Source organism: Terrabacter lapilli (genome assembly GCF_039531305.1).
GTDB lineage: Bacteria > Actinomycetota > Actinomycetes > Actinomycetales > Dermatophilaceae > Terrabacter > Terrabacter lapilli.
In genome coordinates this window covers 61,930-88,518 of record NZ_BAAAPU010000010.1, presented here as the reverse complement: position 1 = coordinate 88,518, position 26,589 = coordinate 61,930, and the positions used below count along the sequence as shown (strand labels likewise).

Sequence of the window (26,589 nt, the reverse complement as noted above, 5' to 3'; positions counted from 1 at the left end):
GCGGGCCGGAAGCCGCCGGGACGGGCCGTCCGTGCTCGGACCGCCCCCCGCGTTGCGGCGCGGGACGACGGATCGCTAGGTTCGGCGGAGACAACCGCAGACGCGAGAGAGACGGGGGGCGCCGGGCGCTCTCCTACGCACCGAGGAGACCGAACACCGTGGCGCTTCCACCGCTGACCCCTGAGCAGCGAGCTGCAGCACTCGAGAAGGCTGCAGCCGCTCGTCGGGAACGGGCAGCGGTCAAGAACCGGCTCAAGTACTCCAGCGGCTCGCTGGCCGAGGTGCTCGAGGACGGCAAGGCCGACCCGGTCATCGGCAAGATGAAGGTCACCGAGCTGCTCGAGTCGATGCCGGGCGTGGGCCGCGTGCGCGCCCGCGCCATCATGGCCGAGGTCGGCATCGCCGAGTCGCGGCGCGTCCGCGGGCTCGGGGCCAACCAGGTGGCCGCGCTGCTGCAGCGCTTCGAGAAGCCGTGATGTCGGCCGCCTCCACGCCGCCTACCAGCTCGGAGCCGGACCTCGGCGACGCCCGGCGTGGCCGGCTCACGGTCCTCGCCGGCCCGACGGCCGTCGGGAAGGGCACGATCGCGGCCTACGTGCGCACGCACTTCCCCGGGGTGTGGTTCTCGGTCTCGATGACCACGCGGCGCCCCCGGCCCGGCGAGGTCGACGGCGTGCACTACCACTTCGTCGACGACCAGGAGTTCGACCGCCTCGTCGAGGCCGGCCAGTTCCTCGAGCACGCCGTCGTGCACGGCGCCGCGAAGTACGGCACGCCGCGCGGCCCGGTCGAGCGGGCCATCGGCGAGGGACGTGACGCGCTGCTCGAGATCGACCTGCAGGGCGCGCGCCAGGTGCGCGAGACGTGGCCCGACGCGCTCTTCGTCTTCCTCGCGCCGCCGAGCTGGGACGAGCTGGTGCGCCGCCTCGTGGGCCGCGGCACCGAGGACCACGGCGAGCGGGAGCGCCGTCTCGCCACGGCGCGCGAGGAGCTGGCCGCCCAGAAGGAGTTCGACGAGGTCATCGTCAACGACGATGTTCGTCGGGCGAGCGAAGAACTCGTATCATTGATGAGATCGGGACGCGCCGGCCGGTGAGTCCCGCCTCGATGTGTGCCTCAAGGCAGGCAGCCGCCACGCGGCGCCCGGCTTCCGGCTCGCACGTCACGCCCGCTGAAACCAACGAAACGAGATCACTGTGTCCGGTACCCAGGCTGCTCCCATCGGCATCACCAACCCGCCGATCGACGACCTCCTGACCGCCGCCGACTCGAAGTACGCGCTCGTCATCTACTCCGCCAAGCGCGCCCGCCAGATCAACGCCTACTACTCGCAGCTGCAGGAGGGCCTGCTCGACTACGTCGGCCCGCTCGTCGAGACCGAGGTCCACGAGAAGCCGCTGTCGATCGCCCTGCGCGAGATCAACGAGGGCCTGCTGACCTCGACGCCCACCGAGGCCTGAGCACGACACGGGAGCAGGGGCAGCCGATGCGCGTCGTACTCGGGGTGGGCGGCGGCATCGCCGCCTACAAGGCGTGCTCGCTGCTCCGGCTCTTCACCGAGAACGGGCACGACGTCACGGTGGTGCCCACCGCCTCCGCACTGCAGTTCGTCGGCGCGCCGACGTGGTCGGCCCTGTCGGGCAAGCCCGTGAGCACCGACGTGTGGACCTCGGTGCACGAGGTGCCGCACGTGCGCATCGGCCAGTCGGCCGACCTGGTCGTCGTCGCGCCGGCCACGGCCGACCTGCTCGCCCGGGCCGCGCACGGCCTCGCCGACGACCTGCTCACCAACACGCTGCTCACCGCCCGGTGTCCGGTCGCCTTCGCGCCGGCGATGCACACCGAGATGTGGGAGCACCCGGCCACCCAGGCCAACGTCGCGACCCTGCGCTCCCGCGGCGCGCACGTCATCGAGCCGGCCGTCGGCCGGCTCACCGGCAAGGACACCGGCGCCGGACGCCTCCCCGAGCCCGAGGAGCTGTATGCCGCGTGCCTGGCACTCCTCGGGGGCGCGGAGGCTCCGTCCACGGCTCCACGAGAGCTCGACCTGGTGGGCCGACGTGTCGTCGTGACCGCCGGTGGCACCCGTGAGCCGCTCGACCCGGTGCGCTTCCTGGGCAACCGGTCCTCGGGCAAGCAGGGCGTCGCGATCGCACGCGCGGCGGCCGAGCGCGGCGCGAAGGTCACCCTCGTGGCGGCCAACATCTCGGTGCCGGTGCCGGAGGGCGTCGACATCGAGCGGGTCGAGACGACGCTCGAGCTGCAGCAGGCCGTGGAGGCCGCGGCCGACGGCGCCGACGTCGTCGTCATGGCGGCCGCCCCGGCCGACTTCCGGCCGGTGACGGTCAGCGACAGCAAGATCAAGAAGTCGACGCACCCCGAGGGGGCCCTGCAGGTCGAGCTGGTCGAGAACCCCGACATCGTGCGCGGGCTCGTCGCGGCCCGCGACGCCCGCGGCACCGGCTCGCCGTTCATCGTCAGCTTCGCTGCCGAGACCGGCGACGCGCACGGCACCGTCATGGAGCACGCGCGTGCCAAGTTCGGCCGCAAGGGCAGCGACCTGCAGGTCGTCAACGAGGTCGGCCCCGACCTGACCTTCGGCAAGGACGAGACGACCGTGCACCTCCTGCGCCGGGGGAGCGACGAGGTGACGACCGTGGGACCGGCATCCAAGGACGTCGTCGCCGACGCCCTCTGGGACACCGTCTCGCCCCTGTTGGGCTGAGCACTAGACTCTCGGCCCAACGGCCACCGTCGGCGGGGCACCCCCCGGCGTCCGAAGCCACCAGCAACCGGCAGCACCCATGGTGCGCCACCAACCGCGTAGCCAAACGCTCACCCGAGGCAGGGAGTTCAAGTGACCGCACGTCTGTTCACGTCCGAGTCCGTCACCGAGGGGCACCCGGACAAGATCTGCGACCAGATCAGCGACTCGATCCTCGACGCCCTCCTCGCGGCGGACCCGCAGGCGCGCGTCGCCGTCGAGACGATGGTCACCACGGGCCTCGTGCACGTGGCCGGCGAGGTGTCCACGACGGCATACGTCGAGATCCCCAGGATCGTGCGCGAGACCATCCTCGAGGTCGGCTACGACGGCTCGCAGAAGGGCTTCGACGGCCGCACCTGTGGCGTGTCGATCTCCATCGGCGCGCAGTCGCCCGACATCGCCCAGGGCGTGGACACCGCGCACGAGCACCGCACCGGTGACGTCGAGGACCTGCTCGACAAGCAGGGCGCCGGCGACCAGGGCCTGATGTTCGGCTACGCGTGCGACGACACCGCCGAGCTGATGCCGCTGCCGATCTTCCTGGCCCACCGCCTCGCCGAGCGCCTGACGCAGGTCCGCAAGAGCGAGGAGCTGGCCTACCTGCGTCCCGACGGCAAGACGCAGGTCACCATCGCCTACGAGGGCGACCGCGCCGTCTCGCTCGACACTGTCGTCCTCTCGACCCAGCACGCCCCCGACGTCTCGCTCGAGGGCATGCTCGAGCCGGACATCAAGGCGCACGTCATCGACCCGGTGCTCGCCGAGCTGCGCGACAGCGGCAGCGACCTCGACGTCAGCAGCTACCGGGCCCTGATCAACCCGACGGGCCGTTTCGAGATCGGCGGCCCGATGGGCGACGCCGGTCTCACCGGCCGCAAGATCATCGTCGACACCTACGGCGGCATGGCCCGCCACGGTGGCGGCGCCTTCTCCGGCAAGGACCCGAGCAAGGTCGACCGCTCGGCCGCGTACGCCATGCGCTGGGTCGCCAAGAACGTCGTCGCCGCGGGCCTCGCCCGCCGCTGCGAGGTCCAGGTCGCCTACGCCATCGGCAAGGCGCAGCCGGTGGGCCTCTACATCGAGACGTTCGGCACCGAGACCGTGCCGGTCGACAAGATCCAGCAGGCGATCGGCGACGTCTTCGACCTGCGCCCCGCCGCCATCGTCGACGCGCTCGACCTGCTCCGCCCGATCTACCGCCCCACCGCGGCCTACGGCCACTTCGGCCGCACGAAGGCCGACGGCGTCGAGAACCCGTTCACCTGGGAGCGCACCGACCGCGTGGAGGAGCTGCGCGCCGCTGTCTCCCGCTGAGGATAGGTTCGCCCCCGTGGGCGACGACGAGAACGAGCAGCGACCGGCCGATCGGCCGGTCGCTGCCGTCGTCGTGGAGACCCCGCTGGCGCACCTCGACCGCGTCTTCGAGTACGCCGTGCCCGACGAGCTGGCGGCCGACGCCGTTCCCGGGGCACGGGTGCGGGTGCGCTTCGCCGGGCGAGAGCTCGACGGCTTCGTCGTCGAACGCCGTGAACAGCCGCAGCACGACGGTCGCCTGACGCCGCTGCGGCGGGTCGTCAGCCCCGAGCCCGTCCTCACGCCCGAGCTGCTCACGCTCTGCCGCGCCGTCGCCGAGCGGTATGCCGGCACGCTGAGCGACGTCCTGCGCCTGGCCGTCCCGAAGCGCCACGCGACCGCCGAGCGCAACCTGCCCCAGCAGTCCCCCGCGGGCGACCCGGCGCACGAGGAGGTCACCGTGCCCGCGCCGGGCCCGTGGGCGGCATACCCCGCGGGTTCCTCGTGGCTGCGCCGCCTGGCGGAGGGGGAGGGCCCCGCGGCGGCGTGGACGGCGCTGCCCTCCCGTCCGGCGGGCGACGACTGGGCCGCGGCGATGGCCGTCGCGGCCGCGACGGCGCTCGCGGCCGGGCGCGGGGCGCTGATCGTCGTGCCCGACCACCGGGACGTCGACCGGCTCGATGCCGCCGTCGTCGCGCTGCTCGGCAAGGGCCGGCACGTGCGGCTGACGGCCGACCAGGGCCCGCAGGCCCGCTACACGGCCTGGCTCAAGGTGCTCCGCGGGCACGTGAAGGTCGTCATCGGCACCCGGGCCGCGGCCTTCGCCCCGGTCCACGACCTCGGGCTCGTCGCCTGGTGGGACGACGGCGACGACCTGCTGTCAGAGCCGCGCGCGCCCTACCACCACGCGGGGGTCGTGCTCGGCCTGCGGGCGGTCGCGACGGGCGCCGCGCTGCTCACCGGCGGTTTCAGCCGCAGCCTGCGCGTGCAGGTCGCCGTCGAGTCCGGGGCGCTCGTGCCGGTCGAGGCCGGTGCCGCTGCGCTGCGGGCGGCGGCGCCGCGGGTCACGATCGCCGGGGAGGGCGCCGACGAGGAGCGTGACGGGCCGGCCGCGCGGGCGCACATCCCGTCGCGGGCGTGGCGGGTCGCCAAGGACGCGCTCGTCGACGGCCCGGTGCTGCTGCAGGTGCCCCGGCGCGGCTACCTGCCGGCGCTCAGCTGCGCCGAGTGCCGCACCCCGGTGCGGTGCTCCCGGTGCCAGGGGCCGGTCGCGCTCGGCGCCCCCGGCACCGCCCCGGCCTGCCGCTGGTGCGGGCTGGCGCTGGGCGGCGCCGGCTTCGAGTGCGCGCACTGCGGCTCCCGGCGGCTGCGCTCCTCGATCACCGGGGCCCGCCGCACGGCCGAGGAGATCGGCCGCGCCTTCCCGGGTTTCCCCGTCCACACGTCGGGCTCCGGTGAGGTGCTCGCGACGGTGGGCCGCGAGCCGGCCCTCGTCATTGCGACTCCCGGGGCCGAGCCGGTCGCCGAAGGCGGCTACACCGCGGTGCTGCTCCTCGACGCCTGGGCCAGCCTCGACCTGCCGGTGCTCGACGCGCCCCTGGAGGCGCTGCGTCGCTGGGTGGCCGCGGCAGCGCTGGCCCGGCAGGGCCGGGCAGTCGTCCTCAGCGGTGCTCCAGAGGCGGTCGCGCTGCCGTCCGTCGAGGCGCTGGTGCGGTGGGACCCCGCGTGGCTGGCGGCCCGCGAGCTGGAGGAGCGACGCGAGCTCGGCCTGCCCCCGGCGGTGCGGATGGCCCAGCTCACCGGCGGTCGCCGCGCCCTGGAGGAGGCTCTCGAGCAGGCCGACCTGCCCGGGTCCGCCCAGGTGCTGGGGCCGGTGAAGCTCTCGCAGACCGCGTCCGCGCTGCGCCGGGTGGCGGTGGACGCCGACGGTCAGCGCGCGCCGGCCGACCACCACGTCCTCGTCCGCGTGCCCCTGTCCGAGACGCCCGCGCTGACCCGGGCCCTCGTGTCCCTCAAGGCGTTCCGCTCGGCGCGCAAGGAGGCCGAGGTCGTCACCGTCCGGGTCGACCCGCTCGACACCTTCTGAGGTCGCGTCTTGCGGCGTCGGGTCGTGCGGCGTCGGGTCGTGCGGCGTCGGACCGTGACAGAGTGACCGCATGCCCGATCGCGAGCTCGACATCGTCCTCTACGGCGCCACCGGATTCGTGGGTGCCCTCACCGCCGTGCACCTCGCCCGCAACGCCGGACCCGATGTCCGGGTCGCGCTCGCCGGCCGGTCACGGGCCCGGCTGGAGGCGCTGCGCATCGAGCTCGGGCCGGCTGCGTCCCGGTGGGAGCTGGTGACAGTGGATGCCTCCGACGCGGCGGGGCTGCGTGCACTCGCCGCGCGCACCCGGGTGCTCGCGACGACGGTCGGGCCCTATGCGGCATACGGCAAGGAGGTGGCACGCGCCTGCGCCGAGTCGGGGACGCACTACGCCGACCTCACCGGCGAGGTGCTCTTCGTGCGGTGGTCGCTCGACGAGCTCGACGCCCGCGCGCGCGAGACAGGAGCGGCGATCGTGCACGCGTGCGGCTTCGACTCCATCCCGTCGGACCTCGGCGTGCTCCTGACGGCTCGACGCGCCGCTGCCGACGGCCAAGGCACGCTCGCCGAGACGACGCTGCTCGTCCGCTCGTTGAAGGGCGGCATCTCCGGCGGGACCGTGGACTCGATGCGGCAGCAGGCGATCGCCCTGCGTTCCGACCCCGCAACCCGTCGCGTCGTCAGCGACCCCTACGGCCTCAGCCCGCGCCGCTCCGAGGAGCCGTCGTCCAACGGGCACCGGAAGGGCGGCGTCCTCGGGCGGCTGCGTCGACTGCTGCCGGTGGACCGCGACCCGGGCACCGGGCGCTGGACCGGGCCCTTCGTCATGGCCTCCTTCAACACGCGGATCGTGCGCCTGTCCAACACCCTCTCCGACTGGTCCTACGGGCGGGAGCTGCGCTACCGGGAGGTGACCGACTTCGGCTCCGGCCCGATGTCGCCGGTACTCGCCGGCAGCATGGCGGTCGGTCTCGGTGGCGCCGTGGCCGGCATGTCCTTCTCCCCGACCCGTGCCCTGCTCGACCGCTTCCTGCCGGCGCCGGGGGAGGGCCCGAGCCCCGAGACCCAGGCGGCAGGCCGCTTCCGGATGGACATCCACGCCACCACGACGACCGGCGCCCGCTACCGCACCCGGGTCGGGGCCGACTACGACCCGGGTTACGGCGGGACGGCGGTCATGCTGGGGCAAGCCGTCCTGGCACTGGCACAGGACGACTCCGTGCCCCAGCGCGTGGGAGTGTGCACGCCGGCCTCGGCCCTCGGGGAGGTGCTGGTCGAACGTCTTCGGGGGCAGGGCTTCACGTTCGACGTCGAACGCGAGAGCTCGTCGGACTCAGTGGGCTGAGCTCGGCAGGCAGTAGCAGCCAAGGCGCGTTGCGCGATGGACCCGAAGCTGAGAGGAGAGGAGCGGTGCCCAGGTTCGGGTGTCGTGATCGCGGCCGACCCAACCACCCCTGCAATGTCCCTTGACGGCAGAATGACATCCGAGTCGTTGCTGATACGGGCCGCGCCGTCTTCGGCTAGATGCGCTGGGTGCGTAGCCGCAGGGCGTTGCCGATGACGCTGACCGAGGACAGGGCCATGGCCGCGGCCGCGATCATCGGAGAGAGCAGCAGGCCGAAGGCTGGGTAGAGCACGCCGGCGGCGAGCGGGATGCCGGCTGCGTTGTACACGAAGGCGAAGACCAGGTTCTGGCGGATGTTCGACATGGTCGCCTCGGACAGGGCGCGGGAGCGGACGATGCCGGTCAGGTCGCCCTTGAGCAGGGTCACGCCGGCGCTTTCGATGGCGACGTCGGTGCCGGTGCTCATCGCGATGCCGACATGGGCGGCGGTCAGGGCCGGTGCGTCGTTGACGCCGTCGCCGGCCATCGCCACGACTCGTCCCTCGGCACGTAGCGCCTTGACGACGTCACTCTTGTGATCCGGCAGCACCTCGGCCTCGACCCGGTCGATGCCCAGCGTGGCGGCAACGGCTCGGGCGGTGACCAGGTTGTCGCCGGTGAGCATCACGACGTCGATGCCCTCCTGGCGCAGCGCCTCCAGGGCTGCCGGTGTGGTGTCCTTGACCGGGTCGGCGATGGCGAGCACGCCCGCGACCTGGCCCTCGATCGCGACGTAGACAGCGCTGGCGCCGTCGGCGCGCAGCCGGTCCGCCACGGCGTCCATGCTGGCGGTGTCGACGCTGTGACCGGCCAGGAAGCTGCTGCTGCCCACGAGGACCCGTCGTCCGTCGACGATTCCCGTAACTCCCTTGCCGACGGGAGCGTCGAAGTCGGTCACCTCGGGAAGGACCAGGCCGGCCTCGGTCGCGGCGCGCACGACGGCCTGTCCGAGGGGGTGCTCGCTGACGCGCTCGACGGCGGCCGCCGCACGCAGGACTTCGCTCTCGCCGCCTCCATCGGGGGCGACGACGTGGGTGACGGACGGGCGACCCTCGGTGAGGGTGCCGGTCTTGTCGACGACGAGGGTGTCGACCTTTTCCAGGATCTCGAGTGCCTCGGCGTTCTTGATGAGCACGCCGAGGGAGGCTCCTCGCCCGACGCCGACCATGATCGACACCGGCGTGGCCAGCCCGAGCGCACACGGGCAGGCGATGATCAGGACGCTGACGGCCACGACGAGCGCGTGCGCCAGGCGCGGCTCGGGGCCCCACGTGGCCCACACGACGAACGCGACCAGCGCGGCCGCGATGACAGCGGGCACGAAGACGGCAGAGACCCGGTCGGCGAGGCGCTGTATGGGTGCCCGGGAGCGCTGGGCGTCGGCGACCATCTGCACGATGCGCGCCAGCATGGTGTCGCGGCCCACCTTTTCGGCGCGCACGATCAGCGAGCCCGTCTGGTTCACGGTGCCACCGATGACCACGTCACCCGTCTGCTTCGTCACGGGCATGGACTCACCGGTCACCATGGACTCGTCCAGGGCGGACCGGCCGTCATGGACGGCGCCGTCGACCGGGATCGACTCCCCGGGGCGGACCCGCAGCAGGTCGCCCACCTGCACGAGATCGAGGGTGACGTCAGCCTCGGTGCCGTCCGGGGCGAGGCGGTGCGCGGTCTTCGGGGTCAGGTCCAGCAGGGCGCGGATCGCCCCTGAGGTGCTCTCCCGGGCCCGCAGCTCCAGGACCTGACCCAGCAGGACGAGCGCGGTGATGACCGAAGCGGCCTCGAAGTAGACCGCGACCGCGCCGTCCATACGGAACGCCTCGGGGAAGATCCCGGGTGCGACGGTGGCGACCACGCTGAAGAGCCAGGCCACCCCGGTGCCCATCGCGATGAGGGTGAACATGTTCAGCCTCATGGTTCGCACCGAGGCCCACCCGCGCTGGAAGAACGGCCAGCCAGCCCACAGCACGACCGGCGTCGCCAGGACGAGCTGGGCCCAGTTCGCCGCCGTCGGGGAGATGGCGGCCTCGAGCGCGGGGATGAGGTCGCGTCCCATGGACAGGACGAGCACCGGGATGCTGAGGGCGACCGCGACCTTGAACCGGCGCGTCATGTCGGCAAGCTCGGGGTTCGGGCCGCTCTCGGCCGTGACGGTGACCGGTTCTAGAGCCATCCCGCAGATCGGGCAGCTGCCGGGGCCCGGGCGTCGGATCTCCGGGTGCATCGGGCAGGTCCACTCCGCCACTTCGGCAACCGCCGTGTCGGCCGCAGTGGCGTGGGGGACGTGTTGGGCATGGGTGGCCGGGTGGTGACTCGTCCTGTCAGTGTCGCGGTCGCCGTGACCGGGTCCCGACGGCGACCGCCCACCGGGGGCCTTCAGGTAGCCGCTGGGGTCGGCCTGGAACCTGGCCCGGCAGCCGGCCGAGCAGAAGTAGTGGTCGTGTCCATCCAGCTGGAGTCGGTGCTCGCTGGTGGCCGGGTCGACGTCCATGCCGCAGACGGGGTCCTGTACCAGCGATGTCGTCGATGAGGTCGAGTGGTCGCTGTGGCTGTCCATACCCCTACGGTACCCCCCTGGGGTATGTAGTCAAGGGCTGGTGACCCCACGCCGTCATCAACGAGGGCAGGCGCCGAGTCTCCGGTGGCAGGCTCCCGCGACCTCGTCATCCGGCGCTCATGCGGTAGCCCACGCCTCGGGGTGGCCATGGAGCTGGGGCTTGAGGGCTCGTCGCCGGACTGCGGCGCGAGTACGCGAGCCGAGGCCGGTCGGTCAGGACATGGGCCCTCGGAAGGGTCGTCGGCGCCTGGCAGGCGGCTGCGACTAGGGTCCGGTCACACCCGCGGGGGGCCCAGCTGCCCGGACGCGGAGTCGGTCTGGCTGAGCGCAACGCCGTCAGTGACGCTGCCTTCAACGCGACGGTCGCCCCGCCGCCAGGTCCTGCGCGACTCGACTCACGGGCGACTCACCTACCAGACCGCAGAAGCTCGCGCCGCCGCGTGAACTCCTCGGCGTCGATCTCGCCGCGAGCGAACCTCTCCTCGAGGAGCCGCATCGCCTCGTCGCCCCCAGAGCGCGTTCCGCCGCTGTCACGGCGCACGTTGCGGAACACCGCCACCCCACCGAAGACCAGCAAGCCCCAGAAGGCGAGCATCGCCACCGTCGTCATCAGCCACCCGAACCAGCCCGGCCCACCGCCGTACGACCACATCACCTCGCGGCTCCCTTCTGCACCTTCATCGTCCCTCTGGACGAGGACCGCCTGTTAGGCCGAACGTCCCGGGCAGCCTGTGAATCAGACCATGCGCCGAAGGCAACGCGTCTGAACAGCCGCCTGCTGTCTGGCCCTCGACAAACGTCCTGTCACGTCGCTGATGGCGCAGGTCGAGCTCTGCACAGTCATTGCCCGGGCGTGTGTCACTGTCGCGCATGTGCGTGTCGAGCCCGAGTCTGGGCGGCGAGCGTGCGTCCACGCAGACAGCCGTCCCACGGGACAGCGAGTGTGCGCGGGCGAGTCCTGAGTCCACTGGCGGTTGAGACGATCCCAGCCAAGTCCCAGCGGCACGTGCAAGTCCTACTCACGGCGACGCGAGCGCGCGTACCGTCGAAGGTGACGGAACGTGCTCACCGCAGTCGGCGGTGGTTGCGCTGCGCCACCTTCGGCAGGAGGCGCCATGGCCACCACACCCACGTCCCCTGGGCGTCTCTGTCCGGACGATGGTGCACCTCCGGAACGGCGAGGTCATATCGGCCGGGTCCTGGCCGGGTCACTTGCCTCCGGGCTCGTCGTCGCCCTGCTGCTCGTCCTTGCCCCGTTCGTCCCTCCCGACGAGAACCACGTGACCGGCGCGGCTCTGTGCGGCTTCGCGGTGGGGTGGGCGATGTTGGCGCTCCTCTCGGCCCGGTACACCGACCAGCCGCAGCGATGGGCCGTCGTACCTGCGCTGGTGATGGGCGTGGGCGGCGTTATCCTGCTCGCCGCCGGTGACTCAGTGCGCACGGTGCTGAACTGGGTTTGGCCCCCGGTACTGCTCGCGATGGTGGTCTGGGTCTACCTGCAGGCCCGCCGTCAGCTGCACAGCAGAACCAGATACTGGCTGCTCTACCCGGTGCTGGCGGTGCTGGCCCTGGCCGCCATCGGCGGCGGCTACGAAACCCTCCGCGAACAGTCGGACACCGCGGCCCACCCGATGACGGGCCAGCTGGTCGACGTCGGCGGACACCGCCTGCACCTGACCTGCACGGGCTCCGGCAGCCCCACCGTCGTCCTGCAGCCCGGCGGAGGCGACTTCTCCTCGGTCTGGGCGTGGATAGCGCCCGCCGTGGCCGCCCATACCCGGGTCTGTGCCTACGACCGTCCCGGGCGCGGCTGGAGCGAGCCGACAGACAGCCCGCAGGACGCCACCCAGGTCGCCGCCGACCTGCACACCCTGCTGCAGCGCGCGCACGTCCCGGGACCATATGTCCTGGCCGGTCACTCCTTCGGCGGCCTCTACGTCCTCACCCACGCCAACCGCTACCCCGACGACGTCGCCGGCATGGTGCTGATCGACTCCACCAACCCGGCAACCCGAGCCGTGCCGGCCAACGCCAGGGCGTACGACACCAGCTCCTACGACGCCGCCACCTCCCGGGTCGCAGCCCTCGCCGCCGCGGCTGCGCGAGTCGGCGCAGCGCGCCTGATCGGGAGCCTCGGCTACGGCGACCTGCCCGCGCAGCCGCGTGACGAGATCCGCGCCAAGACCGCCACCGCCGACTACGCCTCCGGCTGGATCAACGAGTTCGTCCAAGCCAACGCCTCCGGAGCAGAAGCCGTGATGCTCACCGGCCTCGGCGCCAAGCCGCTGGTCGTCCTCACCGCCGGCGCCGAGACCGACCCCACCCACGACGCCGCCCAGAACAAGCTGGCCACCTTGTCGGCGGCCAGCTCCCACCGCATCGTCAAGGACGCCAGCCACATCGGCCTCATCACCGACCAGCGGTACGCCAGAGCCACGACCCAGGCCATCCTCGACGTCGTGTCCTCAGTCCGAACCAGCCAGCCGCTGCCCAAGTGACCACCGCGGCAACCGGTTCGATCCATCCGTGTCCAGGACGACGCATGGGGCGTCCTGCTGATCGAGAGACCCCACCGCCGGGAGCATCGGGCTACCTGCTACCTGTCCGTGCCGAAGGGCCGCCGGCCAAGCGCGCCGAGCCCAGCGAGGGACTCGTGGTCGGAGCCAACAGGGACCGAGCCTGCGTTCGGGCAGAGTCAGGCCGAACAGGCCAGCCACCCGGATGCGTGGCGCCCGGGTGGCTGGGATGCGGGGTTGCTGGTCCCGCTGCTGGGTCACTTCAGGACGACGACCTTGTGCATTCCCATGATCGCGTGCGGCATACCGGTCACGGCGTCAGCCACGAAGCACTGCAGCACGTACGTGCCCGGCGGCATGTCGTAGGTCAGCGTCGCGTGGGTACCCGCGGACAGCACGTCCAGACCGAACGTCGGCCCGTTGAGCGCGAACGGCGGCGGGGTCATGACTCCGGAGTCGTAGTAGGCCTGGATCTGCTTGTCGGTCGTTCCCTTCTTCACAGGCGAGAACTGCGCCACGTGGATCGAGTCACCGACGTTGCGGAAGGTGACGCTGCCCTTGGCCGGGAGGTGGCTCGGGCCGACGAAGCGGTCCGCGGCGGTGAGCCAGATCGTCGGTGTGTGCCAGCCGGAGCTGTCCTCCCGCGCAGAACCGTCCTGCCACGCCGAGCTGTCCTCGTCGCTGTCACGCACGACCAGCTTCGTCAGCGCCGGGTTGGGCGTCCCGGACGGGCCCATGGGACCGAAGAAGCTACCGAGGTCCATCAGGTAGTACGTGCCGGGACTCAGGTCGACCCGGACGGATGCCGGGTATCCCTTCTGGACGTCGGCCAGCCCAGTGGCCCGGATGTCGCGGTTGAGCTCCCTGGTTCCCTTGGCCGCGGTCTTCGGGTTCGACGAGAACTCGTCGGCGAGGTCGGCCTTGAAGGTGTTGATGGTGGCCTTCCCGAGGAGGCGGAACAGGCTGATCTGGCTCCCGCCGGGGCCGGCATTCGAGGTGGACTCGTGGAAGACCACCGGGCCTTCCTCGACGCGCCAACTGCTCAGCTTCACATGCGAACCGTCTCCGGTGACCCAGACCGTGGTGACGTGCCCGTGGTCGCTGTCGTGGCCACCGTCTTGGGCCGAGGCGCCCTCGGCAGCAGCCACCGGCACCGCGGCGGCCAGGGTGAGCGCGGCGAGAGTGGAAACTAGTCGTCTCACGACTTCCCCCTTCAGACAAGGAGGCCCCGGCCAACCCGAGGCCGTCTCCCAGCCTCACCCTGGGCCAGCGAGAGGGGATCCGATGTTTGACGTATGCCGTTGTGGCAGGTCGCAAGCGCATGCGACCCGAGCCCTTCGAGTCCCCGTTCCCCAGGGAATCGGCGGGTCGGTGGCAGGGTCAGGTATCGCCTTGCCGCTGCCGGACGGCAGCCAGCAGCAGGACGAGGGCGGCGTACCCGCAGAAGAGTCCGAAGCCGGTCCAGGGGCCCAACGCGGAGGGGTCGACGCGCCACGTGGTTCGACGACGCCGAAGATGCCGACGTCGCAAAGCGCGCACTGAGCGCAGACGCACGTACGCGGAGTGCCCGGGACCCGGCGTCGGTTCGACCGGCTGGCCCGCCAAGGCGGCGGCGAGCTGTGCCCTCAATGGAGAACGGGGAACACGCCCGGCTAGGTTGTCGGCGATCCGCTGGCGAGCGCCTCGCCGAGCGGGGTGCGCTCGTGCAGAACGGTGCGTCCTTCCCGGCGGGAGTGGACCAGGCCGGCTGCGCGCAGCAGTGACAGGTGGTGCGAGGCGGTCGAGACGGCCAGGTCCTCGGCAGCGGCGATCTCCGTGGTCGACAGCGGACCGCGCAGCACGAGCAGGACACCGGCGCGGCCGGTGCCCAGAAGGCTCCTGAGGGCATCTGTGGTGCCGGTGGGTGCGACGGCCCACCTCTCGGACACGCCCAGGGCCGGATAGAAGAGCGTCGGCTGGGCCGGCGCCTCCGTCACCACCGAACACCGCGGCGCCATGACCGAGGGCGCCAGCACGAGTCCGCTACCGGCGCAGTCGAGCACCTCCGCGTGCAGACGTAGCTGCACGCGGACGGCGTGCGGCGCCCACTGCACGGCCTCATGAAGGGTGTCGACCATCGGGCCGGTGCCGTGGATCGTCATCCGGCGCGCCCGGGCCCCGATGTCGGCGCGCAGAATATGTTCGAGCTGCGACCAGAACGGGGCAAGCAGCGCGTCCCAGCACTGCTTCCACGCGTCGGCGATCACAGGTCTCGCGCGGGCAGGGTCCTCGGCCATGCTGCGCAGCACCTGCCGCTCCGCGCCGGTGGTGCGCTCCACCCGCTTGAACAGGTCCACCCGCATGGGCTCGAGCTCGGCATGGCGCAGACGCTCGAGCTCCTCGTCCGGGGTGAGCTCCCATCCGGGTGTCGAGGTGAGGAAGTCCGGCATGTACCCGTCCGGGCCGACCAGAAGCCGCAGCAGCTCGAACGCCCGCTCCGGGGCCTGGCCGCGGGTGCGGCGCAGCCAGCCCCACTGGAGCGGGTGGTACTGCGGCTGGCCGAGCACCCGGACCGCGTGGGCGAGCTCGTGCCCGGGAGAGACCCCGAAGCGGATCGCCGACAGGTCGTCACGGGCGAGACGGAACTCGACGACGTTTCGACCCACATCGAAACGATAGCGGCCACAGGGGCCCGACGCGAGGGTATGGGCGTCGGCCGTGACCGGTCGACGAGCATGACCGGTTTCGGCCGGTCCAGCCATAGGAGACAGCATGACCGAAGTCGTCCCAGCGGCGGCCGTTCGCCTCCCGCGCTCGCGAACCCTGCGCTACCAGGGGCGCGACCACGGGTCCGGAGTCTCGTTCTTCCTCGTCACCAATGACCCCGGGCAGGGCCCCGGCCTGCACCGGCACCCCTACAGCGAGACCTGGCACGTCCTGGACGGCGAGGCGACCCTGACGATCGGGGACGAGACCGTCGTCGCCGGCCCCGGCGACACCGCCGTCGTGGGCCCCGACGTGTGGCACGGTTTCAGCAACACCGGCCCGGGCACCCTGCGCATGATCTGCATCCACGCCTCCGACACGATGATCCAGGAGAACCGCTGATGTCCTTCCAGGCATACCTCGACAACATCGAGACCAAGACCGGCCTCACTCCCCGCCAGTTCGTCGAGAGGGCGGCCGCGCAAGGGTTCGGCCTGGGGAGCAAGCCCGCACCGGTCTGCTCGTGGCTCAAGGAGACCTACGGCCTCGGCCACGGACACGCGATGGCTCTGGTGCACGTGATCACCAAGGGCGACCAGATCAGCACCAAGCACGTCGGCTCGACCGGCAGCCACCGAGACGCCAGCGATCGACTGTGGCTCGACGGCAAGGCCACCCGACCGGCGGAGGGATGACCTCCCGGGCGACGAGTCACGGGAGCTTGGACTGCGCGTTGCCTTCCCGCAGACCTGGCGAGACCTCGAAACCGACGAGTGCAGTTGAACCAACGGGCTGTGGGGCGACGCTGCTGAGGAAGGAGTCGACGATGTCAGCGACCTCGGTGTTGAACAGCGCAGGCCAGACTCCGTGCCCCGCGCCATCGACGAGCACCAGCTCGCAGCTCAGGCCGGCCTCGACCGCTGCCTGCGCGTAGAGGAGGCTGTGCTCGGGCGGCACCACCTCGTCGGCGGTGCCGTGGACGAGAAGGACGGGCCCTCGGCGGCCACGGTCCACCCGGTGTGCGGGGCTGGCGGACCGAGCGGCTTCAGGGTCCTCGCTGGGCCGACGCCCGGCCAGCAGGTCCCGTACGGCGTCGTCGTGGTCCATGAGGGTGAGGTCCGTCGGCGGGTAGAACGCCACCGCGCTGGACAGGTGCAGCGGGCCGGCCTGCGGCTCCGCGTCCAGGTCCGAAGAGCCGTCGGTGGCGTGGACCAACAGGGCGGTGTGGCCGCCAGAGCTGTCGCCGGAGATGGTGATGCGGTCCGCGTCGATGCCGTACCGGCCAGCGTGCTGACGTAGCCACCTGACCGCCGTCTTCGCGTCGTGCACTTGAGCTGGGTGTGGGGCCAGGACCGAGGGGCGGTACTGGACGATGGCGATGACGTAGCCGCGCCGAGCGAACCGGCACAGGTACGACATGGCCGACCCCAGGGCCTGCTCACGCCATCCGGAGCCTTGCACGAACGCGATGCAGGGGTGCTGACCCTCGAAAGCCTGTTTCCAACCCAACATGGAGGCGTCGCCGCTCGGCTGGATGATGTGCATCCGGAGGTCAAGACCGTCGCGGTGGGCGTAGACGACGTCGAGGTGCACGTACACGTTCGTTCCTCCTGCAGTGGCCGGGATGACGTGGGCGTTGCAGGCTGGTGATGGGCGCACCCGGCCACCTCACCAGCCAGCACCGCGCGTACGCAACGCCTTTCACCCTCCGCGGCGTCGTTTGGCCACTCGGACTGACCTGGGCGATCCGTGACGCGGACCGTCACGCTGGACGCGCCGCTTTGTGGACGCCGGGTCGTGAACACGGACGGTTCGACGGCCATCCCGTCACCGGACTTCACCGCCTGAGCCAGGCCCACGCTGAGCACCCACGCCGCAGCGCTCACCTAGCTGAGAACCTGATGTCGAAGATCGATGTCGACGATCGTGACCGCCGTTCGACGTACGAGTACCAAGCACCTCCCCGTCAACCAACAGGAGTGATAGCGATGCCGCGTTTCATGGGGTTCGTGAGGATGGAAGAGGGCGTGGGCACCCCGCCACAGGCGCTGTTCGAGGCGATGGATGCCCACATCGGCGAGCGGGCCGCCAAGGGCGTCTTCCTCGACGGTGGTGGTCTGTACGGGACGGAGGACGCCGTGAACTTCGTGATCCGTCACGGCGAGGTCAGCCGGGTCGACGGGCCGTACGCCGAGACAAAGGAGGTCGTCGGGGGGTGGGCCATCATGCAGTACGACAGCCTCGACGAGGCTGTGGCCGACCAGCGGGAGTTCGCGGAGCTCCACGCCAAGTACTGGCCAGAGGTGACCGTGGTCGCGACCCTCCGGCAGATCTCCGACGGCCCCGAGGCCCCCGGCGACTGAACCAAGCTGACCACGCTGGCGCTGTGCTCGCAGCATCGGGTGCAGATCACTCGGACGAGGCCATCGTCGCGGCGTGGTGGGTTGGCCGGCCCGCCACGCCGGCGCTCTGCCAGGGGGATTGGCGAATGGACGTGCCTTCATCCTGGCGCGATGCGACCTGGCCTGTCTCGTCTCCGGCGCAGGACCGTCGGCTGTGGCAGAGTGCCGCGCATGGTCGAGGACCCCTCACGCCGAGAGGGCCATTCCGAGTCCGGACTGACCGACAGCGGCTTCGCCGCAGTGTGGTCCGACGACGACCGGCCACGCATCCCTCGCGTGGCCGGCGAGCGAGAGGCGCTCACGGCATACCTCGACTACTACCGGGCCACCGTGGAGATGAAGTGTCGCGGCCTCACGACCGAGCAGGCTCGCACCCGGTCGATGCCGCCATCCACGATGTCGGTGCACGGACTGGTGCGACACCTCGCCGGGGTGGAGCGCTGGTGGTTCCAGCAGAACTTCGAACGGCGCGACGTGCCCTTCCTCTTCTTCGCGGAGGACAACCCCGACCTCGACTTCGACCCGCCCCCGGACGCGGACTTCGAGGCCGACCGAGCCGTCTGGCGAGCCCAGTGCGAGGCCTCCCGCGAGATCGTCGCCGCCCACGACCTCGACGACACGGCCCGGCCGCTGGACTGGTACGAGGACGTGGACCTGCGCTGGCTGATGCTGCGGATGATCACCGAGTACGCCCAGCACTGTGGGCATCTCGACCTGCTCCGTGAGGGCGTCGACGGCAGGACCGGCGCCTGAGCACCCCTACTGGCCGGTGCGACCGTCGATGCACTCGCGCAGGAGATCGGCGTGTCCGCAGTGCCGGGCGTACTCCTCGATGAGGTGCACCACGACCCCCCGGACGGTCCACGGCTGCCCCGGGACGAAGTGCTCGCCGACGTCGCCGTAGCGGGCGTACACCTCCCGCGCGTGAGCCACCTCGCGGCGCCAGGACTCCCAGGCCTCGGCCACGCAGGCCTCTGTGCCGACCGCGCCGTCGAAGTCGAGATCGGTCTCGTGCTCGCCCGAGTAGAGGACGGCGAGGTCCTCCTGCCGCTCGAGCGTCCTGCGGAACCAGTGGTGCTCGATCTTGGCCAGGTGCCGCACCAGGCCCAGCAGGCTCATCGTGCTCGGCGGGACCGACCGCTCGGCCAGCTGCTCCGGTGTGAGACCGTCGCACTTCATCTCGAAGGTCATCCGGTAGTGCTCGAGGTAGTGGCGCAGCGTCGCTGGCTCACCCACCGGGGCTGTGAGGGCATTGCGCGGGTCGGCCTCGGGGTCCACCCAGAAGGCGCGGCCGGTCACGACGCCTCGACCACGAGCATCCGCCCGCGCACCTCGCCGGCGTCGAGCAGCGCCCCCATCCGGCCCGACTGCTCCTCGGCCGTCCGCCAGCGCGGGTCGTCGCCGTGACGGCGTTCGAGCTCGGTCTGGACCGTGGCCATCACCTCCTCCCAGTCCGCGGGGAAGGCCGCGAAGTGGTCGGTCCAGCCGCTGCTCAGCACCCGCAACGACGCCCCCTCGAGGAGCGCGTCGAGGGCCTCGACGGTGGGGAAGTCGTTGCCCTGGGGCGACTCGAGGCGCAGCGGCCCGGGGTGGGCGGCGCAGTAGACGATGAGGCCGAAGCGCGCCTGCGCCCGCAGCACCCGACGGATCTCGGCCAGGTACGCCGGTTGGTCGTCCACCGTGCACAGCACCCCGAGGCTCCACCCGAGATCGACGGCCCCGCCCGCGATCGGCAGCTGCGTCCCGGCCTGCAGCGCAGGGAGGTCGAACAGTGAGCGCGCAGCTCGGCACGCCCCGGGCTCCGGGTCGGTGAGCACCGGTCGTACGCCGGACTCCCGGGCCGCGAACGCGGCCGGTCCGCCGACTCCGGCACCGCAGTCGAGGAACACCTGCCCGGGCTCGGGCGCCAGGTGGTCGAGCAGCCAGTGCAGGGCGCCCGGGCTGCCGCTGCCACGACAGCCGGCCGGGATGCGCTGTGCCGGGTCGAGCCCGCGGACGACGTCTGCGGTCCACGCCGCCACCGTGTCGAACTCGGCGTCCATCGAGTCCGTGGCATCGGACGAGCTGGTCACGGTGTCGCTCCTTGCTCCAGGCGGATCCGGCGCCCGACCTCGGCCTGGATCTCGGCCGCGGCGTGCACGCCCCGGGCCGACGCCAGCCCGGACAGGTTCACCCCCGCCATACCCGGCAGCGTCAGCAGCTCGACCGCCTCCTCCACGGCTGCTGCGATGCCCGCCTCGACGGGGTCGCCAGCCGTCAGCACCGCCTCGAGCCGGTCCGGGGCGATCCTGAGCCCCGGGAGGGCGGCCAGGACCTCGGCCGAGCGCTGGTCGGTGAAGACGACGACCGAGGCGATCACCGGCATGCGCAGCCCGGCGGCACGGGCCGAGTCGAGGAACTGCGCCAGCTGCGCCCGGGTGGGCACGTGGTTGAGGGCACCGACGCTGGCCCCGACCAGCTGCTTGTGGACCAGCCGCCGGGGTCGCAGTGCGACCGGCCGGGCGGTGGGCGTCTCGGCCACCGCCACCGGTAGCCCGAACGAGGCGGCAAGGGCGGCCAGCCGGGTGCCGTCGAGGTCGAACGCCTGGGTCACGTCCGGTCGGACGTCGTACGCGCGGCCGTCCCCGGTGACGCACAGCACCGTGGCGAGCCGGTCGAGTGCCAGGGCGCGCAGCTCCTGCTCCAGCGCGATCCGGTTGCGGTCACGGCAGGCGAGCGTCACCCACGGCGTGGCGCCGGCGTCTGCGATGAGCCGGGCGAGGGTGCTGGGCGGGAAGTCCACCCGGTCCTGGTGGTCGCCGACCAGGAGCGCGTCGCAGCTGCCGGCCAGGAGCCGAGCGGTGGACCGAAGGGTGGCGGCGTCGGCCGGCGGGACGCTGAGGTCGGTCAGGATCGTCGGCGGCCGCCATGCCGGGCCGGCCGGCTCGGCATGGCCAGGACCCTGCTCGTGCCCGTCGCTGCGATCGCCGGCGAGGCCACCGCCCGGGAGATCTCGCAGCTCGTCGAAGACGCACGGAGTCGGGGCCATCTCGCACCCGCCGTCGCTGCGGACGCCACCGCACGGGCCGTAGACCATGCGTTTGGGGCACCCGGGCACCCGCTGGTGTGACAGCTCCACGGGTCCAGCCTGTCAGCCGCCTGCGCGACCCGCGACCCGGAGGGCGCGAGCCGGACGCGGGGACCTTCCGCCCACCCCCAAAGGAATGCTTGACGGTGGGGCGCAGCACCCGGCATACTCCCAAACATGTCTTTGGAGGATGGCCGCATCAGCGAGCTCCGTGCGACCGCGCACCCACTGCGCCTGCAGATGCTCTCGCTGCTGACGGGTGCCGAGCTGAGCGCCGCCGAGGTCGCCCGTGAGCTGGGAGTCACGCAGGCGAACGCGAGCTACCACCTCCGGCTGCTGCACGCCGCCGGCCTGCTCGAGGTGGCGGGGGAGGCGAACGTGCGCGGGGGGCGGGCCAAGAAGTACCGCCACCCCTGGGACGCCGAACGCCCGCGGGGCGACTCGCCTGCGAGCGAGGAGGATCGCCTCGCCTACGCCCGGGTCCTGGCCGACGCGATCCCGCGTCGCTACGCCGAGCGCGAGCGCGGGGAGGGCCGAGCGAGGACCCTGTTCACCGACGCGGAGCTGTGGGTCGACCCCGAGGCCTGGGAGCGGGTCTTCGACCTCGTCACCGAGGCGAGCCGGCTGTTCCACGCGAGCGCCCGCCCGCCGCGTACCGAAGGCACCGTCCGCGCCAACCTGTCGGTGGCAGCCTTCCGGATGGCCGACCCGAAGGGTGGCGCCCGATGAAGCCCAAGGACTCCCTCGGCGCCCTCTCCGACCGCCGCTTCGCGTGGTACTTCACGGCACGCACGGTCTCGACCGCCGGTTCCGTCATGGTGCCGGTGGCGCTCGCCTTCGCGGTTCTGCACATCGACCAGTCCGCCGGCGCCCTCGCGCAGGTCCTCGGTGTCCGGACCCTGACGATGGTCGTCTTCCTCCTCGTCGGGGGCGTCGTCGCCGACCGGTTCTCGCGCATCGTCGTGCTCCAGGTCTCGCACGTGCTCACCTGCCTCACCCAGGCCTGTGCGGCGGTGCTCATCATCAGCGGGCACGCGACGCTGACGCAGCTGACCGTCATCGAAGGGGTCAACGGCGCCGTCTCGGCCTTCACGATGCCCGCGATGATGGGGATCGTCCCGCTCGTCGTCGACCGCGGTCGCCTCCAGCAGGCCAACGCGCTGCTGTCGTTCAGCCGCAGCGGGCTCGCCGTCATCGGCCCCGCCGTCGCCGGGCTCCTGGTCGTCGGCGTCGGGCCGGGCTGGGCGCTCGCCGTCGACGCGATGACGTATGCCGTCGCGATCGTCTGTCTCACGCGCGTCGGGCTGCCGCGCCGCACCGGCGATGCGAGCGCGCCTCGCCACTCGATGGTCCGGGAGCTGCGGGAGGGATGGGGCGAGTTCAGCCGGCGCGAGTGGCTGTGGGTCGTCGTCCTCGCCTTCGGGCTGACGAACGCCATCCACTCCGGCGTCATCGGCGTGCTCGGCCCGCTGGTCGCGAAGTCGAGCACCTCGATCGGCGAGGCAGGATGGGGCCTCGTCCTCAGCGCCGAGGCCGTGGGCACCGTGCTGATGACGCTCGTCATGCTGCGGCTGCGGCTCCGGCACCCGCTGCGCGCAGGGATGCTCGCCATCTGCGTCCTGGCCGTGCCGATGGTGCTGCTCGGCGTCGCACCCGCGCTCGTGCCGGTCGCCGTCGGCTTCTTCCTCGCCGGGGCCGCGGTCGAGGTCTTCGGCGTCGGGTGGTCCACCGCCCTGCACGAGCACGTACCGGTCGGCGTGCTCTCGCGGGTCTCGAGCTACGACGCGCTGGGCTCGTTCGTCGCCATCCCGGTCGGCACGTTCCTCTACGGGTGGCTCGCCGCCGCCGTCGACCTCGAGACCCTGATGCTGGTCAGTGCCGCGGTCTACGTCCTGATCTCGCTGTCCGCGCTGCTGTCCCGGTCGGTTCGCGACCTCGGGCGCACGGTGGAGGAGCCTCCGGCTCCCAGCCCGGCGTCCCGGGCGGACGTCGGCGCGAGCACCGGGGGAGCGGCACGGTCCTAGACTGGCGGCGCCCACCCATCGTCGTGCCCATCCCGGGAGACCCGTGTCGATCAAGGACATCCGACTCTTCGGTGACCCTGTCCTGCGCACCGCCGCAGCCGAGGTCACCGACTTCGACAAGCAGCTGCGGGTGCTCGTCAAGGACCTCGAGGACACCATGCTCGACGCTCCGGGTGTCGGTCTCGCGGCGCCGCAGATCGGCGTCGGTCTCCGTGTGTTCACGTACTGGGTCGACGGCGTGCTCGGCCACCTGGTCAACCCGGTGCTCGACCTGTCCGACGACGAGCAGGAGGGCCCGGAGGGGTGCCTGTCGATCCCGGGCCTGGCCTTCGACACCAAGCGGTCCCTGTCGGTGGTGGCCAAGGGCCAGAACATGTGGGGTGAGCCGGTCGTGCTGGAGGGCTCGTCGCTGCTCGCCCGCTGCGTCCAGCACGAGACCGACCACCTCGACGGCATCCTCTTTGTCGACCGGCTCGACGCCGGGGCGCGCCGGGAGGCGATGCGTGCCATCCGGGAGGCGGAGTGGTTCGCCGACAACCCGCCCGAGGTACGGATCAGCCCGCACTCGACCTTCGGCCGGGCGATGTGACGTGAGGGTCGTCTTCGCAGGCACGCCCGAGGCCGCCGTGCCGAGCCTCGAGGCCGTCGCGACCTCCAGCCACGACCTCGTCGGCGTCGTCACCCGTCCCGACGCCCCCGCCGGCCGGGGCCGGCGGCTCGAGCCCTCGCCGGTGCGCCGGCGCGCCGAGGAGCTCGGCGTCCCGGTGCTGACACCGGCGCGCGTCAAGGACCCCGACTTCCTCGAGGCCCTCGTGCAGCTCGCGCCCGACGCCTGCCCGGTCGTCGCGTACGGCAACCTCATCCCGCCCGTCGCGCTGACGATCCCGCGGCTCGGCTGGATCAACCTGCACTTCTCGCTCCTGCCCGCCTGGCGGGGAGCGGCACCCGTGCAGCACGCCATCATGGCCGGCGACGAGCTGACGGGTGCCTCGACCTTCGTCATCGAGCGCGGGCTCGACACCGGCCCGGTGCTCGGCGTCATGACCGAGCGGATCCGACCCACCGACACCGCCGGCGACCTGCTCGAGCGGCTCTCGACCGCAGGTGCCGGGCTGCTCGTCGCCACGCTCGACGGACTCGAGTCCGGTGACCTCGTCGCCGTGCCGCAGGCGGCTGACGGGGTGTCGCTGGCTCCCAAGATCGAGGTCGACGACGCACGCATCGTGTGGACGCGACCGGCGACCGCCGTCGACCGGCTCGTGCGCGGCTGCACTCCGGCGCCCGGCGCCTGGACCACCTTCCGCGGCGAGCGCCTGAAGGTGTCACCCGTGACGGTGGTGGCGGGCGACGAGCCGGCCGCTGACCAGCCGCTCCCGGCCGGCCGGCTGCTCGTCACGAAGAAGGCCGTCTTCGTCGGCACCGGCACGGGGCCGGTGCGACTGGGCGCCGTCCAGGCGCACGGCAAGAAGCCCATGCCGGCAGCCGACTGGGCGCGCGGCACGCGTGTCCAGGAGGGGGAGACGGTCGGCGATGAGTGACCAGGGGCGTGACGGAGGAACCCCGGGCCGCCGTCCGGGTGGTGACGGTCGCCGCGGCGCGCGGCAGCGACCACCGGCCCGCGAGCGCTCGGCGCGCCACCGCTCGGAGCAGCGACCCTCGGAGCGTGCCAGGCGCACCGACGCGCCCCGGCTCGCTGCCTACACGGTCATGCGTGAGGTGGCGCAGGGCGCCTATGCCAACCTTGCCCTCCCGAAGTTGCTGCGGGAGAAGGGGATCCACGGACGCGACGCCGGCTTCGCCACGGAGCTCGTCTACGGCGCGACGCGGCTGTCGGGCCTCTACGACGCGGTGATCGGCTCTGCCGCCGGCCGACCGGTCGAGAAGATCGACTCCAACGTCCTCGACACGCTGCGCCTCGGCGCCCACCAGCTCCTGGGCATGCGCGTGCCGAGCCACGCCGCCGTGGACGAGACCGTCGCCCTGGCCCGACAGGTCAACGGTGCGGGCGCTGCCGGGTTCGTCAACGCCGTGCTGCGCCGCATCAGCGAGCGCGAGCGGGACGAGTGGGTCGACCTCGTCACGGAGGGCGTCTCCGACCCCGTCGAGCGACTGGCGTTGCGGACCTCGCACCCGGTCTGGATCGCCAAGGCGCTCCGTGCCGCGCTCATCGGGCACGGCACGACGGCGGCCGACCAGGTGGAGCAGTCGCTGACGGCCCTGCTCGAGAGCGACAACGCGCCCGCCAAGGTGTCGCTCGCCGCCCGGCCGGGCCTTGCCTCCCTCGACGAGCTCGAGGAGGCCGGCGCGGAGCCCACGGGCCTCAGCCCCGTCGGCGCCATCCTGCCCGAGGGCGACCCGGGCGCGATCTCCGCTGTCCGCGACGGACGCGCCGCCGTGCAGGACGAGGGCTCGCAGCTGCTGGTCCTCGCACTGGCCGCCGCCGACGTCGAGGGCGAGGCGGCCGAGCGTGAGCGCTGGCTCGACCTCTGCGCGGGCCCCGGCGGCAAGGCGGGGCTGCTCGCGGCCCTGGCCATCCAGCGGCGGATCCCCTTCGTGGGCAACGAGATCAGCGAGCACCGCGCCGACCTCGTGTGGCAGACGCTCGCCGCCGCCAGGGCCGAGGCGCGCGACCGCGACGTCAGCCTCAAGGTCCGCCACGGTGACGGGCGCGACCTCGGCGAGGTCGAGCCCGGTGGCTTCAGCCGCGTGCTCATCGACGCCCCGTGCACGGGCCTCGGCGCCCTGCGCCGTCGTCCCGAGGCACGCTGGCGGCGCACCGCCGGCGACGTCGCAGCGCTGGCCGGCCTGCAGCGTGAGCTGCTCGCGTCGGGCATCGACGCGACAGCCCCGGGCGGCCTGGTCGGCTACGCCACCTGCAGCCCGCACCTCAACGAGACCCGCTTCGTCGTCACGGACGCCCTCAAGAAGCGCGACGACGTCGGGCTTCTCGACGCACGCCCACTCTTCGTCGACGCCTCGGGACGGCAGCTGCCCGACCTGGGCGAGGGGCCGTACGTCCAGCTGTGGCCGCACCTGCACGGCACCGACGCCATGTTCTTCGCCCTCCTGCGCAAGCGCTGACGCGCGGCCGACGGGTCGCCCCTCGAGGCCGCCTCTAGGCTGTGCGCGTGCAGATCTCACCGAGCATCCTGTCCGCCGACTTCGCCAACCTCGAGGCCGAGCTGGGGCGGATCGCCAACGCGGACTGGGCCCACGTCGACGTCATGGACGCCCACTTCGTGCCCAACCTGACGCTCGGCCTGCCCGTCGTCGAGGCGCTGCTCAAGGTGAGCCCGGTCCCCATCGACGCGCACCTGATGATCGAGGACCCGGACCGGTGGGCACCCGGCTACGCGGAGGCCGGCTGCCAGTCCGTCACCTTCCACGTCGAGGCCGCGCGCGACCCTCGGGCGCTGGCCCGAACGCTCCGGGCCGCGGGAGCGCGCGCCTCCATGGCGCTCAAGCCGGCGACCGACTTCGCCCCCTACGAGGAGCTGCTGCCCGACCTCGACATGGTCCTCGTCATGACGGTCGAGCCGGGATTCGGTGGCCAGTCGTTCATGGCCGACCAGATGCCGAAGGTGCGCCAGGTCCGAGAGGCCGTGCGGCGGCACGGCGGCGAGATCTGGGTCCAGGTCGACGGGGGAGTCAGCGCCGACACGATCGAGCAGTGCGCCGAGGCGGGCGCCGACGTCTTCGTGGCGGGCTCGGCCGTCTACGGCGCCGAGGACGCGGCTGCAGCCGTCGACGAGCTGCGCACGCTGGCGCAGGCCCACCGGCACTGACGGGAGCGGCCCGCCCGGGA

Annotated in this window: 26 protein-coding genes; 18 read left to right on the top strand and 8 right to left on the bottom strand. The window is 72.2% G+C overall.

Features of this window, described 5'->3' with window-relative positions:
* Positions 1 to 158: 158 nt before the first annotated feature.
* From mihF to ABD241_RS17300, 7 genes are all read left to right on the top strand, one after another.
* Entirely contained in the window at positions 159 to 476 is a 318-nt protein-coding gene (gene mihF, locus ABD241_RS17330) for an integration host factor, actinobacterial type (protein WP_142185069.1), read from the top strand.
* On the top strand, positions 476 to 1,096 hold the full coding sequence (gmk, locus tag ABD241_RS17325; protein ID WP_142185071.1) for a guanylate kinase: 621 nt from the start codon (positions 476 to 478) through the stop codon (positions 1,094 to 1,096). Before mihF ends, gmk begins: the two co-directional genes overlap by 1 nt.
* Positions 1,097 to 1,196: 100 nt before the next feature.
* Complete coding sequence (rpoZ, locus tag ABD241_RS17320) at positions 1,197 to 1,460, top strand: DNA-directed RNA polymerase subunit omega (RefSeq protein WP_020143994.1); 264 nt, start codon at positions 1,197 to 1,199, stop codon at positions 1,458 to 1,460.
* A 26-nt stretch (positions 1,461 to 1,486) separates the two neighbouring features.
* The gene (coaBC, locus tag ABD241_RS17315; RefSeq protein WP_344065565.1) at positions 1,487 to 2,725 is read left to right on the top strand and encodes a bifunctional phosphopantothenoylcysteine decarboxylase/phosphopantothenate--cysteine ligase CoaBC; all 1,239 of its coding nucleotides are present in this window, start codon (positions 1,487 to 1,489) and stop codon (positions 2,723 to 2,725) included.
* A 132-nt stretch (positions 2,726 to 2,857) separates the two neighbouring features.
* The gene (metK, locus tag ABD241_RS17310) at positions 2,858 to 4,081 is read left to right on the top strand and encodes a methionine adenosyltransferase (protein ID WP_344065563.1); all 1,224 of its coding nucleotides are present in this window, start codon (positions 2,858 to 2,860) and stop codon (positions 4,079 to 4,081) included.
* A gap of 16 nt (positions 4,082 to 4,097) precedes the next feature.
* A complete protein-coding gene (locus tag ABD241_RS17305; RefSeq protein WP_344065561.1) occupies positions 4,098 to 6,146 on the top strand; it encodes a primosomal protein N' in 2,049 nt (682 codons plus the stop codon).
* Positions 6,147 to 6,216: 70 nt separating this feature from the next.
* A complete protein-coding gene (locus tag ABD241_RS17300; RefSeq protein ID WP_344065559.1) occupies positions 6,217 to 7,491 on the top strand; it encodes a saccharopine dehydrogenase family protein in 1,275 nt (424 codons plus the stop codon).
* A gap of 175 nt (positions 7,492 to 7,666) precedes the next feature.
* On the opposite strand, the gene ABD241_RS17295 is transcribed toward ABD241_RS17300, so the two are convergent.
* Complete coding sequence (locus tag ABD241_RS17295; protein WP_425580820.1) at positions 7,667 to 10,024, bottom strand: heavy metal translocating P-type ATPase; 2,358 nt, start codon at positions 10,022 to 10,024, stop codon at positions 7,667 to 7,669.
* A 472-nt stretch (positions 10,025 to 10,496) separates the two neighbouring features.
* Positions 10,497 to 10,742: an SHOCT domain-containing protein gene (locus ABD241_RS17290; protein WP_344065692.1), complete on the bottom strand. Its 246-nt coding sequence runs from the start codon at positions 10,740 to 10,742 to the stop codon at positions 10,497 to 10,499.
* A gap of 463 nt (positions 10,743 to 11,205) precedes the next feature.
* On the opposite strand from ABD241_RS17290, the gene ABD241_RS17285 reads away from it, so the two are divergent.
* A complete protein-coding gene (locus ABD241_RS17285) occupies positions 11,206 to 12,588 on the top strand; it encodes an alpha/beta hydrolase (protein ID WP_344065555.1) in 1,383 nt (460 codons plus the stop codon).
* A gap of 275 nt (positions 12,589 to 12,863) precedes the next feature.
* Here ABD241_RS17285 and ABD241_RS17280 read toward each other — a convergent pair whose 3' ends face one another.
* Together ABD241_RS17280 and ABD241_RS17275 are read right to left on the bottom strand one after the other, a co-directional pair.
* Positions 12,864 to 13,808 (bottom strand): hypothetical protein, encoded by a 945-nt coding sequence (locus ABD241_RS17280; RefSeq protein WP_344065552.1) that lies wholly within the window; start codon positions 13,806 to 13,808, stop codon positions 12,864 to 12,866.
* Positions 13,809 to 14,258: 450 nt separating this feature from the next.
* A complete protein-coding gene (locus tag ABD241_RS17275) occupies positions 14,259 to 15,251 on the bottom strand; it encodes an ArsR/SmtB family transcription factor (protein ID WP_344065549.1) in 993 nt (330 codons plus the stop codon).
* Between the two features lie 106 nt (positions 15,252 to 15,357).
* Between ABD241_RS17275 and ABD241_RS17270 the strand changes: the two genes are divergently transcribed.
* Together ABD241_RS17270 and ABD241_RS17265 are read left to right on the top strand one after the other, a co-directional pair.
* On the top strand, positions 15,358 to 15,693 hold the full coding sequence (locus tag ABD241_RS17270; protein ID WP_344065546.1) for a cupin domain-containing protein: 336 nt from the start codon (positions 15,358 to 15,360) through the stop codon (positions 15,691 to 15,693).
* A complete protein-coding gene (locus tag ABD241_RS17265; protein ID WP_344065543.1) occupies positions 15,693 to 15,986 on the top strand; it encodes a DUF4287 domain-containing protein in 294 nt (97 codons plus the stop codon). Before ABD241_RS17270 ends, ABD241_RS17265 begins: the two co-directional genes overlap by 1 nt.
* A gap of 16 nt (positions 15,987 to 16,002) precedes the next feature.
* Here ABD241_RS17265 and ABD241_RS17260 read toward each other — a convergent pair whose 3' ends face one another.
* Complete coding sequence (locus tag ABD241_RS17260; protein WP_344065540.1) at positions 16,003 to 16,890, bottom strand: alpha/beta hydrolase fold domain-containing protein; 888 nt, start codon at positions 16,888 to 16,890, stop codon at positions 16,003 to 16,005.
* 302 nt (positions 16,891 to 17,192) lie between these two features.
* Here ABD241_RS17260 and ABD241_RS17255 point away from each other — a divergent pair, with 302 nt between their 5' ends.
* Entirely contained in the window at positions 17,193 to 17,654 is a 462-nt protein-coding gene (locus tag ABD241_RS17255) for a YciI family protein (RefSeq protein WP_344065538.1), read from the top strand.
* A 210-nt stretch (positions 17,655 to 17,864) separates the two neighbouring features.
* Entirely contained in the window at positions 17,865 to 18,446 is a 582-nt protein-coding gene (locus ABD241_RS17250; RefSeq protein WP_344065535.1) for a DinB family protein, read from the top strand.
* A 6-nt stretch (positions 18,447 to 18,452) separates the two neighbouring features.
* On the opposite strand, the gene ABD241_RS17245 is transcribed toward ABD241_RS17250, so the two are convergent.
* The 3 genes from ABD241_RS17245 to ABD241_RS17235 are packed head-to-tail and all read right to left on the bottom strand — an operon-like array spanning position 18,453 to position 20,811.
* The gene (locus ABD241_RS17245) at positions 18,453 to 18,992 is read right to left on the bottom strand and encodes a DinB family protein (protein ID WP_344065532.1); all 540 of its coding nucleotides are present in this window, start codon (positions 18,990 to 18,992) and stop codon (positions 18,453 to 18,455) included.
* Positions 18,989 to 19,765, bottom strand: a complete 777-nt coding sequence (locus ABD241_RS17240) for a class I SAM-dependent methyltransferase (RefSeq protein ID WP_344065529.1) — start codon at positions 19,763 to 19,765, stop codon at positions 18,989 to 18,991. Before ABD241_RS17240 ends, ABD241_RS17245 begins: the two co-directional genes overlap by 4 nt.
* Positions 19,762 to 20,811 (bottom strand): methylenetetrahydrofolate reductase C-terminal domain-containing protein, encoded by a 1,050-nt coding sequence (locus tag ABD241_RS17235; RefSeq protein WP_344065526.1) that lies wholly within the window; start codon positions 20,809 to 20,811, stop codon positions 19,762 to 19,764. Before ABD241_RS17235 ends, ABD241_RS17240 begins: the two co-directional genes overlap by 4 nt.
* Before the next feature lie 126 nt (positions 20,812 to 20,937).
* Between ABD241_RS17235 and ABD241_RS17230 the strand changes: the two genes are divergently transcribed.
* From ABD241_RS17230 to rpe, 6 genes are read left to right on the top strand one after another with little or no spacing between them, the layout of a single operon-like run.
* A complete protein-coding gene (locus ABD241_RS17230; protein ID WP_344065523.1) occupies positions 20,938 to 21,489 on the top strand; it encodes an ArsR/SmtB family transcription factor in 552 nt (183 codons plus the stop codon).
* Positions 21,486 to 22,784, top strand: coding sequence for an MFS transporter (locus tag ABD241_RS17225; RefSeq protein ID WP_344065520.1), 1,299 nt, complete (start codon positions 21,486 to 21,488; stop codon positions 22,782 to 22,784). The genes ABD241_RS17230 and ABD241_RS17225 overlap by 4 nt, the downstream gene beginning before the upstream one ends.
* Positions 22,785 to 22,827: 43 nt before the next feature.
* Entirely contained in the window at positions 22,828 to 23,373 is a 546-nt protein-coding gene (def, locus tag ABD241_RS17220; RefSeq protein ID WP_344065517.1) for a peptide deformylase, read from the top strand.
* Position 23,374: 1 nt separating this feature from the next.
* Positions 23,375 to 24,322, top strand: coding sequence for a methionyl-tRNA formyltransferase (fmt, locus tag ABD241_RS17215; RefSeq protein ID WP_344065514.1), 948 nt, complete (start codon positions 23,375 to 23,377; stop codon positions 24,320 to 24,322).
* Complete coding sequence (locus tag ABD241_RS17210; RefSeq protein ID WP_344065511.1) at positions 24,315 to 25,865, top strand: RsmB/NOP family class I SAM-dependent RNA methyltransferase; 1,551 nt, start codon at positions 24,315 to 24,317, stop codon at positions 25,863 to 25,865. Before fmt ends, ABD241_RS17210 begins: the two co-directional genes overlap by 8 nt.
* Before the next feature lie 47 nt (positions 25,866 to 25,912).
* A complete protein-coding gene (rpe, locus tag ABD241_RS17205; RefSeq protein WP_344065508.1) occupies positions 25,913 to 26,569 on the top strand; it encodes a ribulose-phosphate 3-epimerase in 657 nt (218 codons plus the stop codon).
* Positions 26,570 to 26,589: the final 20 nt, after the last annotated feature.